The sequence below is a fragment of the Massilia sp. UYP32 genome (genome assembly GCF_050434365.1).
Classification (GTDB): Bacteria; Pseudomonadota; Gammaproteobacteria; order Burkholderiales; family Burkholderiaceae_D; genus Telluria; species Telluria timonae.
On record NZ_JBNDIK010000012.1, the window covers coordinates 66012 to 82891 of the forward strand.

General features: G+C 61.6%; 16 protein-coding genes. 9 read left to right on the plus strand and 7 right to left on the minus strand.

The window, feature by feature from the left end; genetic code table 11:
• Positions 1-620: 620 nt before the first annotated feature.
• The 6 genes from ABIB42_RS11200 (at position 621) to ABIB42_RS11225 (ending at position 9001) form a co-directional block, all read left to right on the plus strand.
• Positions 621-1700, plus strand: coding sequence for a competence protein CoiA (locus tag ABIB42_RS11200; RefSeq protein ID WP_429248354.1), 1080 nt, complete (start codon positions 621-623; stop codon positions 1698-1700).
• A gap of 314 nt (positions 1701-2014) precedes the next feature.
• Entirely contained in the window at positions 2015-3223 is a 1209-nt protein-coding gene (locus tag ABIB42_RS11205) for a site-specific integrase (protein ID WP_429248355.1), read from the plus strand.
• A 73-nt stretch (positions 3224-3296) separates the two neighbouring features.
• A complete protein-coding gene (locus ABIB42_RS11210; RefSeq protein WP_429248356.1) occupies positions 3297-3587 on the plus strand; it encodes a hypothetical protein in 291 nt (96 codons plus the stop codon).
• Positions 3588-3590: 3 nt separating this feature from the next.
• Entirely contained in the window at positions 3591-6677 is a 3087-nt protein-coding gene (mobF, locus tag ABIB42_RS11215; protein ID WP_429248357.1) for a MobF family relaxase, read from the plus strand.
• 80 nt (positions 6678-6757) lie between these two features.
• On the plus strand, positions 6758-7537 hold the full coding sequence (locus tag ABIB42_RS11220; protein ID WP_429248358.1) for a hypothetical protein: 780 nt from the start codon (positions 6758-6760) through the stop codon (positions 7535-7537).
• A gap of 396 nt (positions 7538-7933) precedes the next feature.
• Complete coding sequence (locus tag ABIB42_RS11225) at positions 7934-9001, plus strand: ATP-binding protein (protein WP_429248393.1); 1068 nt, start codon at positions 7934-7936, stop codon at positions 8999-9001.
• 134 nt (positions 9002-9135) lie between these two features.
• Here ABIB42_RS11225 and ABIB42_RS11230 read toward each other — a convergent pair whose 3' ends face one another.
• The 4 genes from ABIB42_RS11230 to ABIB42_RS11245 all read right to left on the minus strand — a co-directional run bounded on the left by ABIB42_RS11230 (position 9136) and on the right by ABIB42_RS11245 (position 11540).
• Complete coding sequence (locus ABIB42_RS11230; protein WP_429248359.1) at positions 9136-9546, minus strand: hypothetical protein; 411 nt, start codon at positions 9544-9546, stop codon at positions 9136-9138.
• 27 nt (positions 9547-9573) lie between these two features.
• The gene (locus tag ABIB42_RS11235; RefSeq protein WP_429248360.1) at positions 9574-10041 is read right to left on the minus strand and encodes a hypothetical protein; all 468 of its coding nucleotides are present in this window, start codon (positions 10039-10041) and stop codon (positions 9574-9576) included.
• Between the two features lie 160 nt (positions 10042-10201).
• On the minus strand, positions 10202-11167 hold the full coding sequence (locus tag ABIB42_RS11240; protein ID WP_429248361.1) for a hypothetical protein: 966 nt from the start codon (positions 11165-11167) through the stop codon (positions 10202-10204).
• 73 nt (positions 11168-11240) lie between these two features.
• On the minus strand, positions 11241-11540 hold the full coding sequence (locus ABIB42_RS11245) for a hypothetical protein (RefSeq protein ID WP_429203831.1): 300 nt from the start codon (positions 11538-11540) through the stop codon (positions 11241-11243).
• 180 nt (positions 11541-11720) lie between these two features.
• Between ABIB42_RS11245 and ABIB42_RS11250 the strand changes: the two genes are divergently transcribed.
• Positions 11721-12107, plus strand: a complete 387-nt coding sequence (locus tag ABIB42_RS11250) for a helix-turn-helix domain-containing protein (RefSeq protein WP_429248362.1) — start codon at positions 11721-11723, stop codon at positions 12105-12107.
• 55 nt (positions 12108-12162) lie between these two features.
• On the opposite strand, the gene ABIB42_RS11255 is transcribed toward ABIB42_RS11250, so the two are convergent.
• Positions 12163-13164 (minus strand): hypothetical protein, encoded by a 1002-nt coding sequence (locus tag ABIB42_RS11255; protein ID WP_429248363.1) that lies wholly within the window; start codon positions 13162-13164, stop codon positions 12163-12165.
• Positions 13161-13694, minus strand: a complete 534-nt coding sequence (locus ABIB42_RS11260; RefSeq protein ID WP_429248364.1) for a hypothetical protein — start codon at positions 13692-13694, stop codon at positions 13161-13163. The genes ABIB42_RS11255 and ABIB42_RS11260 overlap by 4 nt, the downstream gene beginning before the upstream one ends.
• A gap of 457 nt (positions 13695-14151) precedes the next feature.
• Between ABIB42_RS11260 and ABIB42_RS11265 the strand changes: the two genes are divergently transcribed.
• Together ABIB42_RS11265 and ABIB42_RS11270 are read left to right on the plus strand one after the other, a co-directional pair.
• Complete coding sequence (locus tag ABIB42_RS11265; protein WP_429248365.1) at positions 14152-14568, plus strand: hypothetical protein; 417 nt, start codon at positions 14152-14154, stop codon at positions 14566-14568.
• 11 nt (positions 14569-14579) lie between these two features.
• Positions 14580-15017 carry a DUF2442 domain-containing protein gene (locus ABIB42_RS11270; RefSeq protein WP_429248366.1) on the plus strand — a complete coding sequence of 146 codons (438 nt, stop codon included), beginning with the start codon at positions 14580-14582 and terminating at the stop codon, positions 15015-15017.
• A 161-nt stretch (positions 15018-15178) separates the two neighbouring features.
• Here the strand turns inward: ABIB42_RS11270 and ABIB42_RS11275 are convergent, their stop codons facing one another.
• Positions 15179-16732: a tyrosine-type recombinase/integrase gene (locus ABIB42_RS11275; RefSeq protein WP_429248367.1), complete on the minus strand. Its 1554-nt coding sequence runs from the start codon at positions 16730-16732 to the stop codon at positions 15179-15181.
• Between the last annotated feature and the right edge of the window lie 148 nt (positions 16733-16880).

The window sequence follows — 16880 nt, forward strand, 5'->3', positions numbered from 1 at the left end:
TTTTGCGCCGCTCCCAGAACGGAAAATCGTGAAGCCTGGACGCCGAGAGAGGCCTCGTTGGCGACCTGCGTCATCGGATGCCCAAGCGCCTCGGACTTGTCCCCACATGAGAAATCCGCGCCAGAGAACCCGCGTCGAATTGGCCGGAATCGGTGTTGAATTGGCCGCAACCCGCGTTGAGTTGGCCGACTTATCTCAAAACCCGCGTTGAATTGGCCGTAAACCCGCGTTGAGTTGGCCGATTTCCCTATGAGCCATAGGTTTTAAATAGAACTACAAAACCCATAGGGAAACGGCGCGGCCCTCGGACAGCGCTTTGGCGCCGCCGACGTCCGCCGTGTCCGCGAAGCGCGGCGCGCAGCGCCGCTGGCTGCCTGATGGCCCAAAACCCCAACGACTGCGGCAGGCCCATGGGCCTCGCCGGAACAGCGACGGCGAGCCCCGCGCCACCATGACCGACTCAGCGAAATCAGTTTGCGGCGTTGAGACCTGGGACGCGACTTTGACATCGACGACTCTTCTGGGTAGCCTGAGCCGCTGCTAAACGATTTCGTCCTTCTTTTCCTCTTTGCCCGCGCCGACCCATGCCTCTCAAATGCCATCGCGACGACCAACCCCTCATGGCTTTCGACTTCGAGTCCGAGGAAGCGTGGGAGGCGCTGCGCCGCGAAAACGCGCGGGAGAAGAATCTCCGGATGCCGTGCTGCGGCGCCGGCGTCACGCTTCGGACCAGCGCGCTGGGGACCAAGCACTTCGCGCATGCGCGCCGCGGCCCTTGCGCGACGGCGCCCGAATCGGCCGAGCACTTGCTTGCAAAGCGAACGATCGTCGAGGGCGTTCGTCAAACGGACTGGGAGGCGGTCGCCGAGCACGCCGGATGCTCGCAGGACGGCGAGCCATGGATCGCCGACGTGATGGCCACGAAGGAGCATCGCAAAGTGGCCTTCGAGGTGCAATGGAGCCGGCAGGAGAACGCCGAGACAAGGCGCAGGCATCGGCGCTACGCGGCCTCGAGCGTGCGCGCGCTATGGTTCTTCCGCCAACATGCCTTCCCGATCGAGAAGGAGGTCCCCGCGTTCCGCCTGGCCTTCGATGAGGAAGCGTCCCGCTTCATGGTCCAGTTGCCCTCCCCGTCACACAACGAGTGGATGAGCGCCAAGGACAAGGACGAGCCGCGCTATTGGCGCCAATCCGTCGAGCTCTCGCGCTTCGTCAAAGGCGCGCTGACTGGGCGCCTGCGCTTCGCCCCGGCGCTTGGGCTGACGATGCCCGTCGAGGTCCTCACCCAGACAACCATTTGCTGGAAGTGCAAGGAGGACACGCGCCTCGTCCTGGGCATCACCTTCGCCGCCAGTCGCGTCCTGCCGGGATGCGCCGACATCGAGCTCAATCTCCATTCGTTCGGGGACAACCTGCAAGATGGTGCCAGCGTTGTCGCCCGCATGCTCCCGCGCGCCTTGTTGAAGTCCCACGGCATCGGCGAGCTGCGACCGCGCCACAGCCGCACCGAGGGCGGCTCCTACCTCTCTAACGGCTGCGTCCACTGCGACGCCCTGCAAGGCCGCTTCTTCGAGCATGAGCACGGGTTCAACATGGAGAAGGCGCTCGAAGTCGAGGCCCGCTTCGAGCCCGAGTGGGCTCCTCTCATGGAAGACGCGGCCAGCGACATCTATCGCTGGTGGTTCGACGAGCGCGCCTGATTGGCAGGCCCGGATGAGCGGAAAAAGCAACGCTCTTCATGCCGTTTGTCGGCAAATTTTACCGCGCGAATTGCGCCGCGATTTGCGCGATATGCTCGATCTGCGCGAGCCTGAAAATCATTTCTTAAATTAATGAAGAAACATTATTCAAATAACGTCTAGCCGCTACAAATAATTTCGTCGGATTTGACCAAATTTTTCAGTAGATAGGCCAATCCAGATGCCAAGAATTGATCGACCTATGTTCTTACATGATCAGGAAACCTCGCCTTGCACCAAAGCTAGTTTTTGATTTCATGGTTTCGTGAGCTTCGATGCGCACCGCGAAAAAAACCGCGACACGCTTATTCGCGATGTCGCGCCGCCTGGCGTCTCGACGGCAAGTCAAGACCAGCCGTCAGCACCTCGCTCGAACTCACAACGCCAACGACATCATGGAGGAGAGCGCAATGGGAATTAAGGAAGTCCAACGAGCGAATGGCCAAATAAAATTTCACGCCGACGTTCGAGTCGGAAGTGCCCCAAGAAAATACGGAACGTTCGACACGAGAAAGGACGCGGAGACCTTCATCGCCATCACGGAAGCATCCGCGCGAAAAGCTATTCGCGCGAGCGCCCAGAGCAGCTTGCAGCAAGCTGCGAAGCTGGGCGGGGAGCGAAACTATGCCAGAGCCAGACTGGCCGACGTCGTCACAGACTATCGCGAAAGTTCAAGTTGCAGCATGCGTGGGAAGAAAGCTCTCGTTCCGGTCGCAGATTTGGTTGGCAATGCGCGCGTAGGCAGTGCCGATGACGAGTGGTCAGCTAAATATGTCGCCGACGTTCGAGCTACGTTCACGAACCGACGAAAGCCCTATGCATATTCGACCATCAAGGTGCAACTCACCTACCTCATCAAGGCGTGCAAATGGTGGGCGAAGCAAAACAAGGTGAGCGCAACCACCATTGGCATCTCGACGGAGTGCATCCCAGAGGGCTCGGACGTGCAACGTGATCGACGTTTGGAGCATGGCGAATACGACGCGCTGATGGCGCAGATCAAGCAGGCTCATTCCCGTGCCGATCATTGGCGATGCCTAGTTGACCTGTGCTTGGAAACTGGCGCGCGTCTTCAAGAGCTTGTTTTGGCAAGTTGGGATGAGCTGCACAGTGAAGATCGACTTTGGAAAATCCCTGCGAAGCACACCAAGAAAAAGAAAGCGCGCAAAGTCCCACTGTCGCCCAAAGCGCGCTCCGTCATTGCGGAGCTGCGGGCACTGGAAAAGAAAGGGGACAAGCGCATCTTTCAGGTGTTCCCTAACCCTACCGCCACGTCCTGTGGCTTCCGCAATATCGTCATCGCCGCGGGCATTAAGGATTTCAGATTCCATGACCTCAGGCATGATTCCATAAGCATGATGATCGTCAACAATCCCAAAGTTTCCGTCCGAGCCATCATGGAGATTGTGGGTCATGCGGACTATGCGTCATTCGTGAGATATTCGCACCTGCGAGACGACGAAGTCATCGGCCTCTTCGACTGAACCACCCCGCTTCGGCGGGTTTCCATTTGGCGGACCAGCTCGCTCGCCAGCAATGCTTCGCAAGGAGGAGTCCATGCGAGAAGAAGAGAAATCGACCTCGGGCAACGCGCGGAAGCGGCTGGCATCCAAAGCCGCCTACGCCAAGAGTAAAACGGAGTATGAGCATGCGCTCCTGCGGCTACGACCCGGCTCACTCGCCCGACTGGACGCCGCAAGAACTCCCTTGGGCCTCTCACGATCGGCCTACATCGACGCCCTGCTTGACGCGTCTGCTCAATCGACGTTTTCTCCCAAGGTTGCCAGCGGCATCGACCATCCATCACGTTCGATCGGCGACGAATTCGAAGCACTGTTTGGCGGCTGATCCATGCTGTCGATCACCAAGATCAACTCCGCCTCCAACCAAGCCAAGCGCGGCGTGGCTGGCGGATATCTGCATTACCTGGGCGGACCATCGACGTCCACCAAGCAGCGCGGCGACTTCGACGACTACGCCCGCGGCGACGCCAAGCAAGCCGGCCCCCAACCGACCTGGGCGTGCTCCGGCGCTTCGCTGCTGGGCCTTTCCGGCATCGCCCATCCCGAGCATGTGGAGCGTCTGGCGAAGGGCTTTCATCCTCTCACTGGCGAAGCGCTGGTCAAGGGCGCGGGCGAAGATCATGTGATGGGCTTGGACATGACCTTCTCCGCCCCCAAGGACGTCTCGGCCGTCTTCGCCGGCGCCGATAGCGCGACGCGCGACGCTGTCGCCGACGCCGTCATGCAAGCCGCCAAGATCGCCCTGGCCCACGTCGAGACGCAATGCGTCACCCGCCATGGGCGCGCCGGCGCCGAGAAGCGCTTCGCCAAGGCCGCTGTCGCCGCTTGCTATCCGCACTTCGCCAGCCGCGCGGGTGAACCGCAGCTCCACGTCCACGGGTTTCTCTTCAACCTGGGCAAGCGCGACGGCAAGGATGAATGGAGCGCGTTGGAGCAGCGGGCCCAGTTCGAGCGCAAGATGAGCGTGGGCATTCTGTTCCGGGCTGAGCTTGCCAGCCGCATGAAGGCGCTGGGCTTTCAGGTCGAGGCAGACGGCAAATACTTTGCCTTGCGCGGCATCGACCAGACCCAGCGCGACGCGCTGTCGTCGCGCTCGAAGCAGATCGCGGACTATGTTCGAGAGTGCGGGATGCTGGGCGTCGACGGCGCCGCCGCGCGAGAGGTCGCCGCACTCAACACCCGACAAGCCAAAGCGGAGCCGCCCTTGCCGGAGCTCCTGGCCAGCTTTTCCGAGCAGGCAGCAGCCATCGGGCTGACGCCGCAAAGCGTCGCGGCGATGCGAATGCCGCTCCCCTCCCCTGGCCTTGGCTCCGAGTTGCCCAGCCTTGCCAGCGGTTCGCCTGGGCCGTCGCGCGACGCTTATCTGGCCAGCACGGCCGAGGGCCAAAGTGAGGCGCAAAACGACGCGCAAGAACCCTTCAAAATCGACCATCACGACCTGATGGATCGGCTCACGGAGTCGCAGTCGTGCGCGACCTCGTCCGACGCGCTGGCCGTCATCTGCGAGATGGCCATGGGCCATTGGGACGCGGCGCAATGCGTCGCCGAGCTTGCCTGCTTCTTGGCCTCGCCCTTCGTGGTCCAACTGGGACGCACCGAGCAGCTCGCGCAGGTGTTCACGTCCACCGCCACCCTCGCCGCGGAGACCGAATGCTCGGAGGCCGTCGAGCGCTGGGCCGGAGACGCGGCTCACCGACTGAGCCGCGCCACGATCGATCTCGAATTCGACCGGCTCGAAGCGGAGATATCCGCCAAGATCGGCGCTCCGGCCTCGCTTGCCCAGCAGCGCGCCGCGGCGCTGCATGTGGCTTGCGAAACGGGCCGCCACGCCTTCGTCGAGGGCTGGGCCGGCACGGGCAAGACGACCATGCTCAAAGCCCTTGGCGACTCGTATAAGGCCTCCGGCTTCGACGTCTTGGGATGCTGCCAATCCGCGGCCGCCAGCCAGAACCTGGCGCGCGAGACCGGCATCCGCTCGCGAACCATCGCGAGCCTTCTGCACGCCCTGAACCAAGGCAAGGCGAAACTGAGCGACAAGACGATCATGGTGCTCGACGAGGCCGGAATGGTCGGCTCGAAAGAGTTTTATTTGCTGCAGCGGGCCGTGCTCGATGCCGGCGGCAAGCTGGTCGCCGTCGGCGACGCGAAGCAGCTCCAACCGATCGCCGCCGGAGGCATCTTTCGAGCGCTGTGCGAGCGCCACGGCAAAGTCGAGATCTCGAACATCCAACGCCAGCGCACCGACTTTGCGCCACTGCTCGACTGGCTGCGCTCGCGTGGAGACCTGACCAAGCGCGCCGCCGCCGCGCTGCGGAGCTTGCCCGAAGACGCCAAGCTTGGCGCCTTCGAGTCGCTTTGCGCCGTCCTGCCCAAGCTGGCCAGGGCCTTCACCCGCTGGAAAGAGCGCTACGACCACCGTTGGCTGCGCGACGTGGTGCGCGCGTTCGCCACTGGCGAGGCCAAAGACGCGCTATCGAAGCTCGACGAGCGTGGCCGATTGAAGCTGATATCCGGTCACGGGGCCACGGTCGACGCCCTGATATCCGACTGGGCCGCCGACAAGGCGGCGCTGCCGGCGAAAACCATGATCGCCGGCACGCGCGCCGAAGTCCGCGAGCTCAACGCGATGGCCCGCGCGCTGCTGATATCCGCAGACCAGGTCCGCGACAGCGAAGGCTTGGATATCGAGATCGTCCACCGCGACGAGACGCGAGAGTCCAAGCGCTTCGCGCCGGGCGACCGCGTGGTGTTCACCAAGAACGACAAGAATCTGGGCGTGGCCAACGGCGTCGCCGGCACGATCCTGGCGATCGAACAAGCCGCATACACCCCACTGCTGCGCATCCAGCTCGACGACGCCAACGAGCGCGGCGAGACCATCGCCATGGTCCCGCCCTCGTTTGGCCGCTTCGACCACGGCTATTGCTTGACGAATCACAAGTCCCAGGGCCGCACCTTCGACTCCGCCTATTGCCTGGTGAACCCAGCCATGGCCGACCGCGAGTGGACCTATGTCGCGGCAAGCCGCTCGCGATTTTCGACGACGCTCTACGTCAACCGCGGCGCGCTTGCGACCATCGACCTCGACTCGCATCAGCCTTCCACGAGAGACCCTAGCGCCGAAGACCGCGCCAGCTTGGTCGAAAATCTCGCGTTTTCCATGTCCAGAGCCCGGCAAAAGGGGACTGCATTGGATTGGACGCGACCGACCGAAAAAGCCGGTTTGGAAGGGCATGCCGACAGCGCCTCGCGCGCCCCCCCCAATAGCAGCGCGTCACGCACGAAGCAGCAACGCGATGGCGCGCGTGAACCTCGACGGTCCAATTCGGATCGAGACGCTGCCGAGCTAAGCTTTCCGTTGTCCGTTCCGTCGGAAGCATATACGGCTGCGGCCGGCTTGGATAAAGAGCGTTGACTTGGGCCGCGCGCTACTCGGAAACACAACGCGGCGCGACTCCCCATTGACGTAGAAGTTGCCTGTTGGAGCCGGAATCGATGCAAAAAAATGAGAAGCGCAACCGATCGAGTGGCTATCCAGCGCCCGATAAACCGCCAACTGAAACCTCCGACCTCGCCGCGCTCGCATGGGGCCGGCCGTCGGTCACGTTCAGACTCACCGAGGAGCGCCGCAAGGCGCTTCTCGCGCTGACGCCCGAACTTGGCATGCGCGCCAGTCCGACGGCGGCCATCGACTTCGCCATCGAGCGGGCGGCCGGCTTGGGCGCGGCTTCGCTCGACCGCGTCGCGGACGGCATGGACGACGCGCTGGACGCGGGCTCGGACTTGCGCGCCGTGTTGGCGGCTTGCGCCGCTTTGCGGACGGACGCCGAAGACGCCCGCGCGGCGTTGGCTCGCGTCGAACAGCGCCTTGGCGCGATCGGGCGCGAAATGGAGCCCGCGCCTGGCGCGACGCGGCGCGACCAGCCTGCGCCTCCGGCCCTCTCTCTGGGCGCGTGGTTGGCGCGCGAGGCTCCCCAGGCCTTGGCGTGGGCGGTGGTCAAAGCGCGCTGGCTCGGCGCCACGTCCGCGGGGTCTGGCAAAGCCATGGCGCGCGTGGACGCGTGGGTCGCCGCCCCGATCGAATTCGCTTCCCAAATGGCCGTCGTGGAGACACTCGAAGTCGGGCCACTGCGCCTCGCGGCGCTGGCGGCATTCGAAGACGAGCCTGTCGCGGTCTTGGTTTGCTCAAGGGTTGCCGAAGGCTGGTCTGCCCGAATTCACGCGTTGGACGCTCAGGGAAAGCTCGGGCCGGCCCTGGACAGCTTTGCGGCGTGAGCCGCACGGTCCGGGTTGGCCTGCGGGGGCGTGTCAGCTTGCGGGCTCATCCGGTCCGATACGCATGGCATGGCGCTTGCGCCCATACAACAAGCGGCGGGTGGACGCCTATGGCTTCGCACGTTGGCCAGCAAGATTTCCTCATCGCAAGACCGGCCATGACCACCGCAAGCGTGTCTCGCGCAGTCGAGCTCGCCGGTGGAGCAGGTCCCACATCCGACGAAGGCCCGCTCCTACGCGCGTGCGACAGACGTCAAGGGATAATTGTAGACTTCGTTTTCAACAGCGGGACATTTCCGCGTCAGAGACATGAAAAGTTTACCCCACGCTCCAACCTCCGCTGTCACGCCGGCGCCCAACGCATGGCCCGAGTCCTACGCTTGGGCGATCGAGCAGATGCCTTGCCCGGCGTATTGCTGCGCGAGCGACGGCAGGGTCGTCCACCACAACGCCGCGGCAAGGCGCATCTGGGGGGATTGCTGGGAAAGTTTCTCGATGGCGCGCTGGGATGGCTTCACGGCCTTGCTCGACACCGAAGGGCGGCCTGTCGACAAGGTCGACAGCCCCGCCGCGCGAGCCGCCTCCGGCGCATGCCCTCCTCCGACAGAACTTCTGGCGCTTTGCCGCGACGGCACATTGCGGCGCGTGGTGGTCCACGCCAAGCCGGTGCTCGGCGACGACGGAGCGACGATTGGAGCCCTCTGCTGCCTCACGGACGTGAGCGAAAAGCGCCGTTTGGAGGAGCGTGAGCGCGTCGCCGCTGGCGCGCGGGAGGATTTTTTGAGCATGCTAGCCCACGAGCTTCGCAACCCTTTGGCGCCGATCATGAACGTCGCGGGCCTCTTGAAGCGTCCGAGCATGGACCCCACGGTGGCCAAATTGGCTGCCGTGGTGGAGCGGCAGACCAAGCAACTTTCGCGCTTCATCAAGGATTTGCTTGACGCCTCCCGCGTCGACCGCCTTGGCGAGGTTCAAGTCTCGCCCCGGCCTTGCACCGAGGACGACATCTTGGCCATGGCGCTCGACGCGGTGGAGCCGGACGTGCGCTCCCGCAAGCAGCGCCTGGTCGTCGAGGTCAACGACCGCGAAGCGGAGTTGCTTTGCGATCCGGAGCGGTTGGCACAGGCGTTGGGCAACGTGCTGTGCAACGCCAGCGCGTTCGCGCCCGACGGCGCCGAGATCTGTCTGAGGATTTTCGTCGATGGAGAGGTTTTGCGCGCCGAAGTGATCGATGGCGGCGCCGGCATCGCCGCCGAAGACCTGCCGCATGTATTTGAGCCTTTCGAGCGACGAGCCGTGGGGCCTGGCCGAGCTCCGGCCGGCGCCGGCTTGGGGCTGACCATCGCCAAAGGCGTGTGCGAGGCGCACGGCGGCTCGATCAACGTTCGCAGCGAAGGCTTGGGGCAAGGGACCACCGTGTCCCTCGCCCTGCCCGTTGCTGGCGGACCGGCGCAAGGGTCGTAGGCCGCGCGACGCATTGCGACGCACACCAGTGCGTCAGGTGTATATCAAAAAAACGTATGAACAACCGCTAGCCATCGCGTCGCCCCGCGTCGCAGGCATGCCTACTGCACGGCCCCGCGAATCTGCGGGCCGCGTTACAGCGCTGAGTCGATGGCGCGGGCTTTCGACCTCACCTTGCGAACGCCCGCGTATGCCGTGGCGTCGCGCGCATAAAGCTTGGCTTGCTCCCGCAGCTTTGCCACCGATTTGATCACGATCTCCACATAAGGAACGCGACCATTTTCTGGGCAAGCAAATTTGATTATAAAGGTCTGGCGACTGTGTTTGGGCTCTGGCGTCAAGAATGAGAAAATGGCCTCTGTCGCTTGCCTTTCTGCGAACATGCCAATGATTCTTCGTTGTTGTTCGTCTGCTGGCAGAAAACGAAAGTCTTCATCGAAGTCGTAACACATCCCTCTTTCGGAAAAGAAGTCGAGCGCCGCTCGCGCCATCGGCCCCGTGGGCGAATAGGAGCGCTGGACACGTTTGTTTTCCAAAATTTTCATCCCGCTCTCCAAACTGAAAAGCGCATCTTACAAGAAACTTGGTCGACTCCTCGCTGCCGGCGGCTCCAACGCGCCCACCAGCTTGGCGCGCTCCCATTCGCTTATGATCTTGACCAAGTCGCTCATCGACTCTTGGTCCAGCTCATCGATGGCGTCGGCCCATGGGCGGCCAGAGGTCATTTGCCCGTAGGGATCGAATTTTCCGGTGGCCAGCAGATAAGCGACCATTTCCCGATTATGCCCGGGATGGAGGGCTCGAAGAATCTCTTCATCCGTCAACCGAGCGCCTGCATCTTCCAAGGCTTTGACGCAATCGACTGACCCGAGCCAGACGGCTTCGCCCATCAATCGTTCGCTGGTGAAGCCGACGCCGCGGTAAAAAAACTTCGCCTCCGGGTCCAGGCCTTCCGCCAAATGGCGTCGGAGGGTGTGGGCATGGCCTCGCTCTACCGCGTAGGTCGCCAACCGAGCACGATGCTCGGCGGCGGTTTCCACGCGTGTAGGCCTTTTCAGATAGGCCGGGCGGGGCCTCGCTTTGGGTTCCATGGCCTTAGCATCTCAAACGGCCAATGCACATTCAAGGCGCCACGCCCGATCCAAGCGGCCGTCTCGACCGTGACCGGCTGGCGACGGAGCGCCACCGACCGCTTCGCCCCTAAACGCCCGCTCGCGCCTTCTCGTCGAGCAAGAATTTGTCGACGGCGACGGTCTCGGCTTTCGCGAGCACGCTAGATTTGAACGTCGCTTCAAGCGCGGCGATCTTCGGCTTCGCCGAGCTCTCCCACTGAGCTTGCAACTCAGTAGACACGTCCTTGGGAAGAGGCCCGAGCTCCACCTTGCTGTTGCGCGCGCCGGCCGTTCGCTCAACGCGGCCATGGTAGCGCAGCGAGCCATCGCCCCATCGCAACACATAATCTTGCTTCACCTTCCACTCGGTCGTGCAATGCTCGATCAACATGCGACACTCGCCAGTCTCGTATTCGATCGAGTGACCCGGCTGAGGCACTGACACGGAAATGGATTCTCCACTGTAGGTCCTGCCGTAGACGTTGGCCAAGGTGCCACGATGTTCTGTTTTCACGACTGTGCTGAACCCTACGGAACATTCGAGCAAGGGGCGGATCAGAGTCACTGGCCCCTCGTTGAAGCTCGACGAGACGTCGGACCACTGCGCGCGCCTGGCGCGAACCCGTAACTCGCCAGCAGCTAAATCCACCGCGATCTCCAAACCATCCGCCGTGAACGTCCAATCCGCCACGCGGCCAGCTTTGTCGCGCAGCACCGATTCACCCTTGCTATACCCCATGTCGCGACGGAGCCTATTCCATCCACCGCCGGCGGCGACGAAGATCAGTGGCCCCCAAGCGACGAGTAGATAAGCCAGCCCTTCCGCTGGGGGATAGCGTCCAAGCAGGTAAAAAGACCCAAGAAACCCCCAGAAAAAGCAGAGAAGTTTTAACCTTCCCAGCGGAAATAAAAGTGGACCGAATCCCACCGCGGCGATAAAGACCACTCTCGACACCAGGACGTTTCCGAACAGGCCCAAAAAGACGTCGCCGACGGCGCTCAACGACACCGCCGTGATCAGGCATCCCCAGACAACTCGAATCAATAAAGCCATATGCTCTCCTCCACGTGGCCGTCGACCGGCGTAGACTGATGTCATGTCTTGGCCGATCGAAGGTCGGTCCTGTTCAGTTGGCGACTGACCAGCCGGCGTCGGTCTTCACGAACCGGGCATTCGCCACGGCGCCCTGGGCGGTCGAGACGTCGCAATCGAAGCCTCCACGCTCGGCTTTCTCGCAACCGACGAGCTTGACCTTGGCGATCGTCTCTTTGTAATCCGGCGCGACCATCCTGACGCCACTGGCTTCGGCTTGTTTGATCATCGCGTCGCGCACGTCCGACTCGCTTGGTCCGCCACTGCAGGCCGCCAAAGCGATCGCGGTTGCGGCGATAAAAGCTGCGCGAACGCAGACCATGGATGCATCCATTTCTTCTCCTTCGTTTGGTTGTTTGGATATCTGACGCGCCCGCCGTTGGGGCGCTCCGATCGCAGAAACGCGATTGGGTGGAGTGGAAATGAATACTAAACTAATTTGGTTGACAGTCAACCTTTAAAGTCCTTCAAAGTCATGAGTTGACACTCGACCATAGGGGTTGAGGAGAATTTTATGCACCCTGATTTGGATGCGACGCGTCGCGAGGAACCCAGCGCCGATGTTTTGCGAATTCGAAAATCGATAGGCCACTCGATCGCTCGGGCCAGGCAGAACGCCGAATTGACGCAGGAGGCTGTCGCAGAACGGCTCGGCATTGGCCCGGAGGCGGTGTCGCGGTTGGAGCGCGGCATCGGCTCCATCACCGCGGAGCGGCTAGTCGTTTTGGCCGAAATGTTTGGTTGCCGCTCGGACCAGCTCCTGTTGGGAGCGAGCCAACGTCCGGAAGATCAAGCCGGCGCGCTGTGGAGCATGCTCGACGGCCTCTCAATCGAAGACCGCGATTTCATCTTGGGCAATGTGGATCGGCTGGTCGCGCACCTTAGGCGTCGGGCCGAGTGACCTGGACAGGCCGTGAAGATTTGCCTTGGCAGCGCAAGGCGCAAAAGACGTCGGCTTAGAACAAACCGTCGGCGCCGTTTCTGTCGTCTGGAACAAACTTGTCCATGATGGCCTGATGAAGCTCCGAGGCGAAGTCTTCGACCGCCGCCGCCAGCTCTTTCGCGTCGTCCGCGGTCACGGTGACGGGAAGCCCATCTTTGTCGTGCCCGCTTCGATGCACGATGTCGTGGCGCTTCTCCAAGGCTTTCACGAATGTTTTGAAGCTTGGAGGTTTGACGCCCAGGCCGTGGCGCAAGAGCATGGCGACGGTGTCGAACCGATGCCATACGACGTTCTGCAAGTAGGTCAAAACGCGAGTTTCAATGGCGTCGTGCGCGTCGAAAACGTCCCCCAGTTTGATTTCTTGGTCTCGCAGCGCCGGCATCCCCTTGACGATGGCTTTGAGCACGTCGCGATTTCCTTTGGCCCAGAAGGCGACGGCCTCCCAGAGGTAGGCTTCCAACGTCGATATCGCCGCGCCAAAGACCATCTTTGGGAGCTGCTCCATGGCTTGCGCATCGCCCTGCAAGGAAAGCACGCTCGCCGTTTGGGCTAGCCGATCTTTGAGTTTGTCCAAGGGGTCGTTGGGCTGCGCTGGATCGAAGTCCAAGCCAAATCGATCTTCGTAGTCCCTGTCGTCGTCGCGACGAACCGGGGCCCATTCATAGCCCCCATCGAAGTTCAGATCCTCGGCCAGCGCCTCGATGACCTCGTCGGCGACCACTCCGCCAAAGCGTTCTCGGAGCTCGTCCTCGGCGTAGTAGGGACCGCCCCAGATCCAAATGTAGCCGCCTTCCGCGCTCTCGTAAGGCGTCTCGTGCGCTGGATCGCAATAGCGCGCGAGGAACCACTCCCGCATCAGTTCGATTTGCTGATCGCGGTCCGCCGTGAGCAGCTCACGGTCGCCAGGATCGAAAGCCGGCTGCGGCGCCCAGGGGTCCTCGGAGTCGGGCAGCTCCGACAGCAGCACATCGCCGGGCTGTGGCGCCGCGTCGCGAGACGATTGGCGATCGTTCAAATCCCGTTCCGATGGTTGGAGTGCGCGATTGGCGAGGACTCGGCAGCAAGTTCGCTCGCTTCCAGGCCGGAGCGTCCTCGCGTGAGTTCGCGCGCCAAGATATCGGTGAGGGAGCCGACCAACTCGCGGTGGCTTTCCAGGTCGCTCCACGCTTTGGCTGCGGCGTCGGCCACCGCAAGCCATTCGATATCGTAAAGCCCTAGCCGCTCGATGACGAGCCTCGCCGGCGCCAGCTCCACCATCCCCACGATCTGCCCGTGGGCATCAATCCAGAACGCCTCCACTGCCGCGATATCGGCCAGCGTCGTGAACAGCTGGCCTTTGCGAACGGCTGCCTCCACCGTCGAGCTCACTTTGTTTGCTCGCTGCCAAGCAAGAAGATCCGCCTTCTCATAAAGGCATTTTTGGTTGGAGCCCGACGAGCCACGCCCCCCGCCCTGAATGTATACGGGTCCTGTGCCCTTGGCGCGCATGGCTTCCAGCGCGCTCACCGAGCTTCGCAAAAAGATCGCCGCTTCGCTTGTCGTCAACGCGACTGCATCCGGAAGTTGGTGGAGCCTGGCCAAGACATCTAGCTGGGCGAGGGATTCCTGAGAACGGGATTGTATTTCCATGGCAGCAGTCACTGATGCTTAAAGTGGATCCGCCGCAACTCTAGCATGGGGGCAGCCATGCCCGACTAGTTGCTTTCAACAAGCTTCCTCGTATAGCTTCCCTCCGGGCTGGTGCGTCGATGGCCTAGCATTTCCCGACATAACAATTTTTTCGATTCCGAAGCATCGTGCTGAACCGTCCTAGCGGCCCCTATCCTTCAAAACAAAAAGCGGCGATCGTATGTGGCAGTCAAGTTCTCCCGAACTTTTTCACTCGATTGCCTAGCTCCTAGTCGTTGACCGTGTGTTAGCCCTTGGACAACTATGGCATCATCAAACTTCGTAAACGTCATTTGACTAACCAAACCCGTTAGGTTAAATTATGCCAAGAGTCATGAAGCACCTGAAAGGTGGAGTGGAGATCAACGTATTAACACGAAAAGAGCACCCGCCTCCGCACGTCCACATTGAGCACCAAGCTCAAGGATGGGAAATCAAAGTGGAGTTTTCTTATATCGAAAACATAGCTACGACCTACAAGATCACACATCTCTTTGGCAAGCTCCCTACGAAAGCGCGGCTTAACACCATCGTCCAGGAGGTTATGAGTTCGCGACGCGAGTGTCGAGATGTTTGGTGGGATCATGTCTCGGACGCCGGTCTGGCCAACAAGTGGGTAGTCGTCAATGCAGGCAAAGCTTCTCCGGCGACTCCAAACGTGGCCGGCGCTTTCTCAGTCTCGACGGCGGTCTACGATGACCCCACTCAAAGTATGAAGTTCAACGGAATTATTGTCGGCGAATGCCCCTGACGGAGAAAACCATGACAGCCATCGAATTCGTAAACGACGCCACCTACGCAGAGCTAAAAGCGCAGAGCGACGTCAACAATGCACAGCCTAAGCGGTTCCGGTCGATTCGCTACGATGAGAAGCGTAAAAACATCGCGTTAGGTCTCGCGAACGGGATGGAAATCGCGCTGCCGGTCTCAGCGATCAGCGAACTAGTAGACGTGCCAGTCCGGCAGTTGAGGGAGCTGCGACTTTCGCTCTCCGGAGAGGCCATCGTTCTTTCATCCGCGGATGTCCATATGAGCACGGGGGGATTGCTACGGGACATTGTGCGAATGTTGCCGCGCGAATTCATCTCAGCCCAATTTGCGGCATCGGGAGGCGCGCGAACCTCGGCAGCCAAGACCGCCGCATCGGCAGCCAACGGGAAGCTAGGCGGGCGTCCGAAAAAAAGCAGCGCCGCAGCATAGACTACCCAGCCGAATGCCACAATCGCCGGCCCCTGAGCAAGTCTCACGCGGATTCCGCCACCTATCTTGCGGACTTTCGCATTCGCTTCAACTACATCGAGTTTCCCGCGCCGCGAGAAAGCGCATGAATCCCTGCGCTGCTTACAGCGTAGATCTCGGAATTATTCTAGACCGGTTTCGATAACGCCGAGACTGCCTCTGCGCGGCCGCCCAGGACGCGCCCTAGCCGGTCGGCTCACGCGGGGCTCCGGCGCAGCCAGCATCGGCCAATCAACTGGCTTGAGTGCGTTATAGACGTTCGGAGCTTTGGCCAAGATCTCTTGCTCGATGCGCGTCATCCATTCCCTCAGCAGCGCCCACTCTGCCCGCGTGTAGGTGTCGGTGACACTGGCATCGCTGTGATTGAAGAACCGCTTTCGCACGCCCTCGGGAACGTCGAGCGTCGTCATCATCGCGCCAAACGAGCGGCGCAAATCGTGACGGGTCAGCTTCTCAATGCCGGCCTCGTCCCTAATCGCGTCGAGCAGCGTGGTCGCGTCTGAATAGTGCCCGCTCTTCGACTGCTTGCTGCGCGCGGGGAAGACGAAGCCGCGCGACTTGGCGTCAAAGCCGCGACGCGCGCACTCCTCCGCTGCCGACGCTTGGCGGCGGCGCAGCAGCTCAGTCGCCATCGGCCCCAACGGCAAGCGATGGTTGCGGCCGTTCTTCGTGCGAGCGAAGAAGACATGCGCGCCATAGTCGTCGTCGCCATCCAAAACCACATGGCTGGCCACGCGGCGCTCGTCGCGCGAGAGCAGCTCGCCCCACCGGCATGGCGCATGCTCAGATTTGCGACATCCCCACAGCAACATTAGCATCAAATAATGCACGCCGGTTTCGTTGTCGTTCACGGCACGCTTCGCCCACGCGACTTCAAGAAACTGTCCAATGGTTTTGGAGGGCGTCAACGGATTGCGCTTGCCCTTTTCCTCGCGGTCGCGCTCGACTTGCTCTCGCGAGCGAAACATCTTGTTGAGCGTCAGGACCATGAACGGATTCGCGCGAAGCAGCGGCTCTCGGCCAGCAGAGGCGGCATCCAGCTCTTCCATACCCATGGACCAGCGCACCGCCGCCGTCGCCCATCGGAATGCTTGCTCGTTGGCAGTGGGGTGGACCGACATGCTCTGCTCAAAACGCTGCTGGATCTCTTCGGGCGTTAGGTCCTTGATGCGCTTGGCCATCCACTTCCAGCCGTCGAATTTGCGAGCGGCGCGGTCGGCGACGCGCAGCGTCTCCTTGGTCGCTGGCCTCTGCGTTCGCGTCGCGAGGTGATGCCGGTATTTTTCGAAGGCCTCGCCAAGCGTCAGTTCCGCCGCGGAGCGCTTGCGCGCCGTCTCATTCGGATTTGCTCGGGTCTCGACGATCTCCAAGGCCATTTTGGCAGCCTTGGCGCGGGCATTCGACAGCGCGCTCTTGGTGTCGGCCATGAAGTCCGCGACGTTGCCGACGGTGGGCATGAAGGACTTGCCGTGAACCTTTCGCCGAATGATGAACGTCTTCTTCTTGGCTACCCGAATGCCAAAGCCTGGCGGAGCCTCCTGGCTCGCGTCGTAAACGATGTAATCCTTGCCGGACAGGTTCGGCTCAAACACCAAGTCGCCCTTGGCGTCCACGCCCACCGGCTTGGAGTCCAGCCTTAATCGCTTAATGAGGGCCATCGTCAGCTCTGTTTTCATCCACTCTCCTCGAAGAGAGCAGTCCCCTGCATGGGGGGACTGCGCAAAAAGATTCACGTATAATTCTGTCCTCGTCCCTGCTGGCTAGTGAGGGGACTGAGGAACTTTAATCTTTCCCTTCCCACTCAATGACTTACCGAATGCTTCA